Source organism: Daejeonella sp., from assembly GCF_044342615.1.
GTDB lineage: Bacteria > Bacteroidota > Bacteroidia > Sphingobacteriales > Sphingobacteriaceae > Daejeonella.
The window spans coordinates 1-11,582 of record NZ_JBIIPN010000085.1 but is presented as its reverse complement, the minus strand read 5'-3'; the positions used below and the strand labels follow the sequence as shown (position 1 = coordinate 11,582).

Sequence of the window (11,582 nt, the reverse complement as noted above, 5' to 3'; positions counted from 1 at the left end):
CAGGGTTTTGATATTGAAAAGCAAATAGATTTAGGTTACTGGCCATTAAAATACATCAATAGATGGATAGTTTTACCTGTTTTCAACTTCCTTGAAGGATTTGGATGGGGATATGGTTTAATCATTTTAGTATTAACTGTACTCCTTAAAATGGTATTATTACCATTAACCTACAAATCTTACCTTTCAATGGCTAAGATGCGTGTACTTAAGCCAGAAATGGATGAAATTAAGGGTAAGGTTGGTGATGATAATCCTACTCTTTTACAGCAAGAATATTTGAAATTATACAAGAAAGCAGGAGTAAATCCATTGGGTGGTTGTTTACCAATGTTATTACAATTACCAATTATCATGGCTTTCTTCTTCTTCTTTCCAAACTTATTTGAGCTTCGTCAGCAAAGCTTTTTATGGATGGAGGATTTATCAACCTTTGATGCTTTCTTCAATTTAGGTTTTACCGTGCCATTTTTGGGTAATCACATCAGTTTAATGTGTATCCTTATGACCATCTCGACCTTGATTTATACTTATTTTAATAATCAAGTATCGGGTGCTACTGGTCAAATGAAATACATTGGTTATATCACCCCTATCATATTCTTTGGAGTATTGAACAGTTATCCTTCAGGACTTAACTATTATTACTTCTTGGCCAATATGATGACCTTTGCGCAGCAATATATTATTAGAATGTTTGTTGACGACAATAAAATTCATGCTCAAATTCAGGAGCACAAGAAAAAACCTCAATCTGAGAAGAAAAAATCTGGATTTCAGCAAAGAATGGAGGATTATATGAGACAACAGCAACAGGCTAAAAGTCAGCCAGCTAGCTCAGGAAAGAAAAAACTGAAATAATAATTTTCGCAATTAAAAAAACGCTAACAGATTTTATAATTTGTTAGCGTTTTTTTTTGCGCTAACTCTAGTGAAATTCTTTTCCATTGTTTGAAAAACCAATTCGTTCTCGTTTAGTTTAATAATCAAGAAAGGGAATTCCCTTGTGCGTCCACCTTCTAGAAATTCGGTATAGCGAATCATCTTACCATCTAACTTAAACTTACCATGAGAAATTTGTTTTGCCCCCCATTCAATAATTAGATCATTGTTGTCACTGAAAAATATAGAAGGATTTTGAATTTTAACCTCAGCATCCGTTATGATATCCTCGGGATCTGCATTCTTAATCGAAATATAATTCCATTTACCCTGAAGATCTTCAATCTCAATAGTTTTAGAACAAGAAGTGGTTAATATCAATAAAAATATAAATATGCTTGAGCTAATAAATAGTTTGAATGAAATAATTTTGATCATCATTTTCTTATAAATTCATGAAATAGTTGGTAAAATCATTGAAATTATCAAATTTAAGATCATAATCATCAGAAGTACCGAAGCCATAGGTAACAAGAACAAAAGGCAAATCAGCTTTTCGAGTTTCTATGCTATCACCATGAGTATCTCCAATATAAATAGGTTTTTTTAATTGATGCTTTTCGACCAATAATTTAATATTATGATGTTTTGGCATTGAATTAACACCATGAGCCATTTCATCTGTAATATATTGTTCTAGATCAGCCCATTTCATGAATTCAACGATCAAATTTGCGGGACAATTACTTACGATAAAAAGTTGATATTTTTCAGAAAGCTTAATTAAACCCTCGCGTACACCTTCATATAAAACACCACCCATTTGAGGCATAATTTTCAAGCGGAATTCATTGATTGTTTTATAAATCTCCTCTTGCCTCAATTTGCTAGTCCCTGGAAACATATGATCTAACACATTAGATCGCTCCCAGCCCATTACATAATGCAAATCATCCCGTGTAAACGTTCTAGTTAAGTTTTCGGCTTGAGCCCCTAAATTCCAAGATTCAAGATAAGTATCCAAAGCATCCCATAGAGTGCCATCTAGGTCGAAAATTAAACTATCTGGTTTATTCATTATTAATAGATATTTCTAAGCAAAAAAAATGCGCAAAATTTAAAATTTGCGCATTTCATTGATTTTTAGTATATTATAGTCTAAATGCCTGTCTGGCATATAATTTCCAAGCAGAACCTTCCTTGCGCCATACCATCATGATTCCAATTTTAATATCAGTTGGCACTCCCGCATTAGTTGCTTTAGCAATAAAAGTATGTCTAACGATGGCCGTTTTACCTGAGATTGATATACGTTGATCCGTAGTTTCTATACTTAAAAAATCAAAAGGCCCATTTAACAAATCATCCACAAACTCGGCTTTATTTTGAACCTTACCAGCAGAGTGGCCATAGGACAGTGACTCGGATGCAAGACCTTCTAAAACAGCTTTATCTGGGTCAATAATTGCTTTTCTTAACTTTTCTACAACAGCAGACACATCTTTTGCATCTTTACTTTGAGCATTCGAATTAAAAGCTGAAAAAGCAATTAATAAAACGAATAGGATTGATTTATACATAATAATTAGTTTAATTCTTTAATAATTAATGAGAACGAACTTCACCTTCAATTTCTGGCTCAACATAACCTTCAGGTGTTTTCTTATGCCAATAAGAAGCTAACATGGATCCAGTAATATTCATTAAAGGACCAAATACAGCCGGTGCTAAGCCCATCGTAGCAATCTTTCCGAGACTATTAGCAATTCCGGAAGCTAATCCACCATTTTGCATACCCACCTCAATAGCAACCGTTCTCGCATCACGCTCAGGCATTTTAAATAGGCGAGCAAACCAATATCCTAAGAAATATCCAAAAACATTATGGATTAATACAACCAGAATTAATAATCCACCAATTTCTAAAAGACTATTACGACCAGCAGCAGTGATAACAACAATGATCAACGCAATTCCAGACATGGATACTATTGGCATCGCATCATCAAGCCATTTAGCTTTTCCTGATAATAATTTATTGAACAATAAACCAGCGCCAATTGGGATAATTATCATTTTAGCGATATCCCACATCATGCCAAGCATATTAATTTCAATAAACTCACCTGCAAGAAGTTTCATTAGCAAAGGAGTTAAAACTGGAGCTAGTAGTGTTGCAATCGAAGTAATTGTAAGAGATAAAGCGAGGTTAGCTTTTGCCAAATAAGACATCACATTGGAAGCTAAGCCACTTGGAGAACAACCAATCAAGACAATTCCGGCAGCTATTTCAGGAGGGAAACTCGTTGTAGATGCTAATAAATAGCCCATTCCAGGCATAATTATAAACTGTGCAAATATACCAACAACTACTCCTCTTGGAGTTTTAATTACAGCCACAAAATCCTTTGCACTCATAGAAGTACCCATACCAAACATAATTATTTGGATTAAAGGAGTAATCAAACCAGTTAATTTAAAATCACCAACAGTGATAAAATAACTAGGATAATAGAGTGCCATAGTAACCGCTGCAAATATGATAGTGGTATAAGAGAAGCCTTTAAGACTTTCATAACCTCTAAAACCAAAAGCCAAGGCCAGAAAAAAGGCCATCAAAACGGGACCGGCAGTTTGAATATTGCCAGTAAATATCATTCCCAGAGAAATTAAAAATAATAATGCTGCAATACCAATTGCTGCAGAATAAGAGTTTAACTGTTTCAAAATTTTAGATTTAATTTAAATTATAATTTATTAATAATTACCAAGTTCTTTTACTCATAATAACATCAAGCTCTGCTCTAGTCATTTTCCCTTCTTCAGGATGTTTTTCCATCCATTTTATAAAATCATCTTTGATCTCGCTAGTCCATTCACTATCTAATTGACCACTTGAGAATTTGCCAGATTTAATGACTTCAAAGGCATATTTATCTCTTCTAACAATAAATTCTGCGGTAGAGACTACATGTTCTGCAAGATGTGCTGGGACGAATAATACACCAATTTTGCCAGCAATAACAAGATCGCCAGGTACAGCCATAGTTCTACCAATACGAATTGGTGTATTTAAACCCATTAAGACCATATCCTCCATGAAACTCGGATGAAAATCACGAACAAAGGCATTAAAACCTTTTATTTCTTCGAGACCTTGAACATCTCTTGCCGCACCATCAAATATAACCCCGTTACCAGATTTTGTATAGATTGAGGTTGCTAATGTGCTTCCCATTAAGGTTCCCGCTACTATTTTCCCAAAACCATCGGCCACATATACATCACCTTTTGTAAGCGTTGCAATAGGCCATGAATTTGTATTTCCAACACGACCTTGCTGGGCACCTCTTGTCTTAAGATTCTTTTCAATATCGGGCCTTGTAGGCATGAACATAGCTGTAACTGCCCTTCCAGTGATCATATCATCATTTAGAGTTTTCCAACCATGTTCAAACTGATTAGTATAACCCATCACTTTTAAAACCTGCCAAGCATCATCAATTCCTATTTTTTTTGCCCTTTCTAATAAATTGTCTGCAATTTTTGGGCGACCATCAGGGAATCTTTCACCCTTCCATTCAGAAGTTAAAAACGTTAGCTCCTCTTTTGGGATAGTTTGAGCTGTTAAAATCTCTATGTTTGAACTTATAACTGCTGCAACAAAAACGAATATTTTAAATTTCATATTTTTTTTCTTATCTAAATAAACAAAAATTTTATTAAAAATGCTATAATTCAATAATTTAAACATGATATTATTTGATTTCAATCATCAATTTCTTTTTAACTTCTTTGGTCCCTTAGGCAAAGTGATTTTCCAGATACTAGCTTCAACAGCATCATATTCAATAACATACATTGTATTTTTGACTAAAATTGCGTCTGTAGGATTATTAAAAGAATCAATAATTTTTGTCGTTTTAACAAAATAGTTATCGCTTCCTTGATCATAAAACATTTTTAAATGCAGTAAATCACGACCTTGATCAGTAAAGGCTTTCATCATGCTTGAGCGACTTCCTAAAGAGTTTCGAAGAACAAATCCATCACCTTTAAAATCTGAAGCTAAAGCATGCTTTGTATCAAAAACTAATCCGAGTGGCGAACTATGCGGAGTAAAAGTACTAGTGGTAACACCAGTATTATCGCCATCTAAAATTTTACCTGAGTGACCTCTATATTCATTAGCATCGGGGCCAAGGTTTTGTACTCCGGGACTAAATTTTACACCTTCAGGAATTTTAGGGAAATCGGGGTCATTTCTAAAATATTTTACTGCCCAAGCATGCGCTGAACGAGGAATAAAAGGGTCTGTATCAGGATTAGGCTGCCAATCAGGATATTGTTGTGGATTTTCAATACCACTCATCACCCAAGGAAAACCATAATGACGACCTTCCCTAACCCAAAACATATCCTCATTATGATCATAATCCGAAGAGTTTACCACTGCAAACAAATTCCCAGAAGGATCTAAAGCGATATCATAGGCATTACGAATCCCTTCTGCATAAATATAACCTTTCAACTTAAGCTCATTTAAATCATCAGTTAATTCAAGATTTAAGGCATCGACAGGAAATCTAAAAATTTTGGCAGTTAGGGCATTATCTCTAGCATTGGGATAAGCTCCCCTATTATCTTGAACCTCACCATGATCGGTTCTGGCACCTGTATTCGCATATATATATTTACCATCCTTACTTATTTCTAAAGCATTCCAACCATGGTCGAAAGTGGTGGCATTGGTGCCATATTCTACGGTGTTAAAAACTACGTTTAAAATTGGTTTAGCACTAGATATTCCATCGTAGCGCACCATTCTGCCCTTTGTTCCTTTACCATTATTTACACTAATATTACCACATAAAAACAATTGATCATTTAGAAAAACAGCCCCTTGAAGTCGAGTAATTCCATGATCTGAGGCAGAAAAAATCAATTTAGATTCTGGTTTATCAGAATGATGATCAATTCGATACACGCCACCATCAAAATCAGTATAATAAAAAACACCTGTTTTGGAATGCTGGAGTAATCTAACCGCTTTAGGGCCAATTGAAAGATATTTTTCAACTTTAATATCGTCTCTTAAGGGATTCGGAATAGTTTTAGGCGGTACTTGACGTCGCGGTTTAGAATTTTCATTTTGTGCTAAACTAAGTAGTGGATTTAGCAGTACAAACAGTGTAAAAAGAGCTAAAATTTGAATTTTAGGGTTCATTTAAGCTGATTTTTATGGTTGTTTCCCTAATTCTCTAAGATAAGTAATCAGTTGCCATCTTTCCTTCTCTGATAGGATTTCTTTGTATGGTGGCATATTTCCATTGCCATTTGTTAATTTCCAAAAGATTGCACCATCCTTTTGTTTAACAACTCTCTGATCATGAAAATTAGCAGGTCTAATACCCATTGAGCCACCAGCTGGACCATCACCATAACCTGTATCGCCATGGCAGGAAAAACAATACATATTATAAAGTTCCTCCCCTGCAGATATATTTTCAGGATTTACTGGTAAAATATTTTTAATTGTATCAGCCCATTCAGGTGCTACCCATACTTCTTTTTTTATTGTATCATTTTGGGAATAAAGGGCATCAATCACTTTTGAATCAGACGAATAATTCTTTGAAGCCGATAAAACAAAAGAACAGATTACTAAGAATAATAATGTTTTAAAAAAACTAATGTTTTTCATTAGAGAAACAGATAAAAAATAAGCGTAAAATTTGATGAGGTCAATTAATAAATTAACAGCCAAACAAGATTTACTTGGCTGTTAATTTAATTTAATTAAAGATATGCGATACAATCCATTTCAACTAATGAGTCGCCAGGTACACCACCTTTAGCAACAGCAATTGTAGAACGTACTGGAGGTTTTTTGCCAAAACGACCTTTATATACTTCATTCATTCCTTTATAATCAGCGATATCATTTAGGTAAACAGTAACTTTTAATACCTTTTCCATTGAAGAACCAGCTTTAATTAATTCTTTTTCTAATTCTTTCAATACAATTTCTGTATGAGATTTAATATCAAAAGGATCTGTATGAGCTCCTTTACCAGCGATGTAAACTAGTCCGTTATGAATGGTATGCCCCGAGAAAAGTGGCACATCTTGGAAATTAGTAATGTTTCCAGCTTCTTTTTCGGAAGCTGATGAAATTCCCTTCGCATTAGCAACCGCAGCAATACCAGTAACACCAACTACAGAGGCAAATAATTTCTTTAGGACTGATCTTCTTTCTGTTTTCATATTATTTTTTTGATTAGTGAATATTATTTCTTTTTTAACATTTGCCATTCACGGCCAGGTTTATCTACTCTAAAACTCTCCAAATAACCTTTATCTTGAAGAGTAATATAGGCTGTTTTACCATCCTTACCGCCAAAAGCAATATTACTTGGTAATTTACCCAAAGTGTTAATTTCTCTAATTAATTTACCTTCTGGAGATAGTTTAACAACTGTGCCTTTACCATGTCTGGTAATATATAAATTACCATCAATATCGCATCTCATGCCGTCCATTCCAAAATCTGGAAACTCATGAATTAGTCGCTTATTACTTACCTCTCCCTTTTCATTTAGATCATATTTCCAAACTTTACGCTGAACAGATTCGTTGACGTATAAATATTTATTATCAGGGCTAACTTCAATACCATTAGTGGTACCCATACTATCAAGCATAGTGGTTTTACCATCAAGATCAACTCTCCAAATTCTTCCTGTTCCAGCTTTCCAATTTGGGTCACTAGCGAATAAACGATCTTTATTATCTATGGCAATATCATTTGGCTGACTCATTTTTGGGTTATGTGCAAAAACAGTGATTTCCTTTGTCAACATATTGATTTTAAGGATATTATGTTTTGTATAATCAGCAATAAGCATATTACCTTTACTATCAAATCGAATTCCGTTCCCTACGCTACCTGAAGGTAATTCAACAAATAAACTTGCTGTACCATCAGCAGTTACTTGTCCGATTGTTCCTGGTTTAGCAAAATTAACCGCATAAACAGTCCCATTAGAACCAACTGCAGGTCCTTCAACCCCAGAAGGAAAGCTTTTCTCAGGTGTTAAAACTTTACTATTAAAAAGCTCTTGAGCATTAGCTCCAAAAAAAGAAGTAAAGAAAAGAGCTAAAAAACAAAAAATTCCATTGATTGTATTTTTCTGAAAAACCATAAATAGTTATTATTAATTATTAAACATAAGAGTTAAAATGGAGTATTATCCCCTATTAAAAACTAAATATAATGATGCTTAATTTAAACTAGGTATAATTATCAAAGAATATGGATAATGTTACAAATTAAAATCAATTTAGAAAAAATGGGAATAATTGAATTAGAATGAGCTAATATTATTTTACTTCAAACTTAATATATATAAAATCATATCGCGAGCATTATCATCTGATAAAGTTGGATGAGGAGACATAGGGACAGCCCCCCAAACGCCACTTCCACCCACTTTAACTTTATTAACGAGGTAATCGATATTGGCTTTATTTTTTGCGTATTTATTAGCAATATCTTTATACGAAGGACCTAGTACTTTATCTTGAACTTTATGGCATGCAAAGCAATCAGATTTTGAAATAAGGACTTCGCCATTTTTAATATTTTCAAGGTCTGAATTTTCTTCTGCTTTAACTTGAGAAACAACTTTGATTTCTTTAACAGCTGGCTTTATATTCTCCTCTAAAGTGTTTGCTTTAACTTCAGCTACATTATTTTCAGTTGCAGCCTCTTGTAAATGTGTAGTACTAGATGTGTCGGGAGAAACACTAATTTCAGTTGTATCAGCTGCTTTTAAGACAGTTGAATCAGAGGAATTTAATTTTTCAGTTGAATTGTTACATGCCATTAAAAGGGTACCAATACCCAGTATTAAAATTCTTTTCATTTTTAGTTAAACCTATATTCTATTTTACAAAATTGTATAACACAATTCTATTCAAAAAATCTCGGATTTTAAATTAAAAAATGAAATATAGTTGCATAATTAACGCTAAACGGGCTAATGTTGAAGAATTGTTACAAATTGTATAAATCTAAAAAGCAATTAAAATTGAAAAGCAATCAGATTTAAATTCGGTATCAGTTTAGTTAAATTTTGAACAGACTAATGAACCAATTTTTTTACCTTCTATTAAACCCTCTTCAATTGCTTCCCTATAATGAATACCACCATAAATACGGCTTAATGATGCCTCTTGTGCAGCATGCTGTACATTTTTATAATCTCTATCAGGCCAACCCCAAGCTCGCTCAGTATTATCAGTAAAAGGCGTATTTGGGCCGAATATTTTATCTAAAATGGTTGCAGATGCGCTAGAAATAATTGAGTGACCACTGGTATATTCAGGAAATGGTGGTGTTTGTAAATAAGGTCGCCATGAATAATCTATATGTTGATTTATATAGGTTTCAGGTCTTAATAAATCATATTTAAACTTGGTATTCCAACATGCGATAAAAGCGTCGAAAATACCAATAGAAACATTGGCAAATGCATAAACTGTCTTATTAAAATCGGCAGATTGATTTTTACAAACAATACCAGTTATACCCATCCAATGCCCTCCCGGGGTCATTGCTTTAGTGGCAAACATAACATGACCTGCAACATTCATTCTAAAGCCATTGCAATCCCAAAAATCTGCAATAGCTTTTTGTTCTTGTGTGAGATTTGTACCTACATCATAAACTTCTTTTGCTAGATTATAAAATTTTGAATCCTTTTTAGTACTAAAATCACTTGGAGGTTTTGGCAGAAACTGACTAGCGGAATCAATTAATAAGGGTCTAATTTTCATCCAATTAGGTTCAACAGCAGACATATATGCAGGAGGAGTTGGAACCCATCTGCTTGAATCACTGTTGCTAACATCATATTTAATTGCACTTCTAGTTTCTTTATAATTATCTTTTTTACTCCATTCAAAAACAGCCTGACTTACATTTTTAGCGTAAATTTCAGATGATTTTATCATTTCACTTGGCATACCATGTTTTTCAGCCAAATCAAGATGATTGTCAATTATAATCTGAAGAGAATCTTTACTAAAAATCAAATTTTGTCCCATATACAAAAAAGCAAGAAGAGCGGTAAATTCTGTATTTATTCCATCATTAGGCGACAAATTTAATTTGAAATCTTTTAATTTGGGTGCGATGGAAGAATATTCCGTATTAGACGCAATCACTTCATAGGCTGCAATATTACTATAAGCATAGATTCTACTTGCTACTGGGGGAGAAAATATGTCGTGGGTTATCACTTTAGTTAAGCCACCCACAGCATTGCTATAAAGTTCTGGATTATTAAAAACAGATTTATAATCTTCCTTTTTTTTACATGATGTTAGCAAAAGACAAAGAAAAAAAGCAGCAAATATATTTCTCATTATTGTGATAAAAAATTAAAGAAAAGCTTTTAATTAATCATTTTTATGTTGCAAAGGTAATATTCGTAATAATAAACCTGTATCTTCTGTAAAGATATACAAGAACTGATCTTCACCGAAATTAACTCCCCTAATTCTGCCAAAATTATGCAATAATGATTCCTCTTTAATCACTTTATCATCTTTTAAAACAAGACGGAAAAGTTTTTTTGTGGCTAGGCCACCAATAAAAATATTTCCATTCCAGGCTGGATATGTAGTGCCATAAACAAAATCAAGATCTGAGGGCGCAAGAGCAAAATGATATAGAGGAGGCTCTATACCTTCTAAATACGGACTTTCTGAAATAATTGCACCATTATATTCTAAACTAAATGTAGCAATTGGCCAACCATAATTAACACCAGATTTCAAAATATTTAATTCATCACCACCTAATTCGCCAAATTCAACACTGAGCATTCTATCAGATTTCGGGTCTTTTCTCAAGCCTTGATGCATACGGTGACCGAAGGTATAAATTTCTGGCAAAGCGCCTGGAGTTTTAAAAAAAGGATTATCCTTAGGAATAGATCCATCATCATTTAATCTCATAGTTTTTCCATCGTAATTAGAAAGGCTTTGAGCATTTTTGCGATCGCTATGAATTCCAACGGTAAAATATAAATAACCCTCAGAATCAAAAGCAATTTTGCTACCAAAATAATTTCCGGAATTCTTAAATGGACCAGCTTTATATATTATTTTTTCATTAATTAACTGATTACCAATTAGTTGGGCACGAAGTAAAGCTGTATATCCACCTGTGCCTAATTTCTTATCAGGATCAATATAAAAGGAAAGATAAATTAATTTATTCTTTTCAAAATTCGGATGAAGCTTAATATCACGTAAATTTTTAGGAATATTCCCAGATAGTGAATCAATTTTTACTCCATTTTTAAACTGCAAAATCCGACCACTTCTTTCAACAATTAAGCTTATACCATTAGGTAAGAAGCTCATACTCCATGGCCTGATTAGTCCCGAAGCAATAGTATCAATCATAAAAACTAAATCATCAGATGCTGTAGCATTACTTACATACTTTGGAACCGGGAAATAACTACTTTGTAAATTAGAATCTATATAATAATTGTTTATTGGGACAGATTTAGATTTAACGTTCGCGCTATATTTAGCAAACTGCCTAATATAGGCTATTAGTTGCCAACGTTTTTCTTCGGATAATGCAAAATTATATGCTGGCATAACACCTTTACCATTAC

Annotated in this window: 13 protein-coding genes; 1 reads left to right on the top strand and 12 read right to left on the bottom strand. The window is 33.4% G+C overall.

The genetic code is table 11. The features are described 5' to 3' along the window. Positions 1-861, top strand: an 861-nt coding sequence (yidC, locus tag ACIQ0D_RS08490) for a membrane protein insertase YidC (protein ID WP_395804646.1), incomplete at its 5' end; no start/stop codon positions are given. A 33-nt stretch (positions 862-894) separates the two neighbouring features. Here the strand turns inward: yidC and ACIQ0D_RS08485 are convergent. The 12 genes from ACIQ0D_RS08485 to ACIQ0D_RS08430 form a co-directional block, all read right to left on the bottom strand. Further along, positions 895-1,323, bottom strand: coding sequence for a hypothetical protein (locus ACIQ0D_RS08485; RefSeq protein WP_395804644.1), 429 nt, complete (start codon positions 1,321-1,323; stop codon positions 895-897). Between the two features lie 4 nt (positions 1,324-1,327). Beyond that, entirely contained in the window at positions 1,328-1,960 is a 633-nt protein-coding gene (locus ACIQ0D_RS08480) for an HAD family hydrolase (protein ID WP_395804642.1), read from the bottom strand. A 73-nt stretch (positions 1,961-2,033) separates the two neighbouring features. Beyond that, positions 2,034-2,462: a nuclear transport factor 2 family protein gene (locus ACIQ0D_RS08475; protein ID WP_395804640.1), complete on the bottom strand. Its 429-nt coding sequence runs from the start codon at positions 2,460-2,462 to the stop codon at positions 2,034-2,036. A 25-nt stretch (positions 2,463-2,487) separates the two neighbouring features. Next, complete coding sequence (locus tag ACIQ0D_RS08470; RefSeq protein ID WP_395804638.1) at positions 2,488-3,609, bottom strand: bile acid:sodium symporter family protein; 1,122 nt, start codon at positions 3,607-3,609, stop codon at positions 2,488-2,490. Between the two features lie 37 nt (positions 3,610-3,646). Beyond that, positions 3,647-4,570, bottom strand: a complete 924-nt coding sequence (locus ACIQ0D_RS08465; protein WP_395804636.1) for an RraA family protein — start codon at positions 4,568-4,570, stop codon at positions 3,647-3,649. An 87-nt stretch (positions 4,571-4,657) separates the two neighbouring features. After that, entirely contained in the window at positions 4,658-6,109 is a 1,452-nt protein-coding gene (locus ACIQ0D_RS08460) for a PQQ-dependent sugar dehydrogenase (RefSeq protein ID WP_395804634.1), read from the bottom strand. 12 nt (positions 6,110-6,121) lie between these two features. Beyond that, the gene (locus tag ACIQ0D_RS08455; protein ID WP_395804632.1) at positions 6,122-6,586 is read right to left on the bottom strand and encodes a c-type cytochrome; all 465 of its coding nucleotides are present in this window, start codon (positions 6,584-6,586) and stop codon (positions 6,122-6,124) included. Positions 6,587-6,681: 95 nt separating this feature from the next. Further along, positions 6,682-7,149, bottom strand: coding sequence for a RidA family protein (locus ACIQ0D_RS08450; RefSeq protein ID WP_395804630.1), 468 nt, complete (start codon positions 7,147-7,149; stop codon positions 6,682-6,684). Between the two features lie 23 nt (positions 7,150-7,172). Beyond that, entirely contained in the window at positions 7,173-8,087 is a 915-nt protein-coding gene (locus tag ACIQ0D_RS08445) for an SMP-30/gluconolactonase/LRE family protein (protein WP_395804628.1), read from the bottom strand. Between the two features lie 183 nt (positions 8,088-8,270). Further along, the gene (locus ACIQ0D_RS08440; RefSeq protein ID WP_395804626.1) at positions 8,271-8,810 is read right to left on the bottom strand and encodes a c-type cytochrome; all 540 of its coding nucleotides are present in this window, start codon (positions 8,808-8,810) and stop codon (positions 8,271-8,273) included. A 199-nt stretch (positions 8,811-9,009) separates the two neighbouring features. After that, positions 9,010-10,314 carry a vanadium-dependent haloperoxidase gene (locus tag ACIQ0D_RS08435; protein ID WP_395804624.1) on the bottom strand — a complete coding sequence of 435 codons (1,305 nt, stop codon included), beginning with the start codon at positions 10,312-10,314 and terminating at the stop codon, positions 9,010-9,012. 33 nt (positions 10,315-10,347) lie between these two features. After that, positions 10,348-11,582 (bottom strand): PQQ-dependent sugar dehydrogenase (locus tag ACIQ0D_RS08430; RefSeq protein WP_395804622.1); only part of this gene is annotated, 1,235 nt, incomplete at its 5' end.

Excerpts from the sequence above, each read along its gene's own strand:
- ACIQ0D_RS08485 (WP_395804644.1), bottom strand. The coding sequence starts at position 1,323 with ATGATGATCAAAATTATTTCATTCAAACTATTTATTAGCTCAAGCATA.
- ACIQ0D_RS08480 (WP_395804642.1), bottom strand. The coding sequence starts at position 1,960 with ATGAATAAACCAGATAGTTTAATTTTCGACCTAGATGGCACTCTATGG.
- ACIQ0D_RS08475 (WP_395804640.1), bottom strand. The coding sequence starts at position 2,462 with ATGTATAAATCAATCCTATTCGTTTTATTAATTGCTTTTTCAGCTTTT.
- ACIQ0D_RS08465 (WP_395804636.1), bottom strand. The coding sequence starts at position 4,570 with ATGAAATTTAAAATATTCGTTTTTGTTGCAGCAGTTATAAGTTCAAAC.
- ACIQ0D_RS08460 (WP_395804634.1), bottom strand. The coding sequence starts at position 6,109 with ATGAACCCTAAAATTCAAATTTTAGCTCTTTTTACACTGTTTGTACTG.
- ACIQ0D_RS08455 (WP_395804632.1), bottom strand. The coding sequence starts at position 6,586 with ATGAAAAACATTAGTTTTTTTAAAACATTATTATTCTTAGTAATCTGT.
- ACIQ0D_RS08450 (WP_395804630.1), bottom strand. The coding sequence starts at position 7,149 with ATGAAAACAGAAAGAAGATCAGTCCTAAAGAAATTATTTGCCTCTGTA.
- ACIQ0D_RS08445 (WP_395804628.1), bottom strand. The coding sequence starts at position 8,087 with ATGGTTTTTCAGAAAAATACAATCAATGGAATTTTTTGTTTTTTAGCT.
- ACIQ0D_RS08440 (WP_395804626.1), bottom strand. The coding sequence starts at position 8,810 with ATGAAAAGAATTTTAATACTGGGTATTGGTACCCTTTTAATGGCATGT.
- ACIQ0D_RS08435 (WP_395804624.1), bottom strand. The coding sequence starts at position 10,314 with ATGAGAAATATATTTGCTGCTTTTTTTCTTTGTCTTTTGCTAACATCA.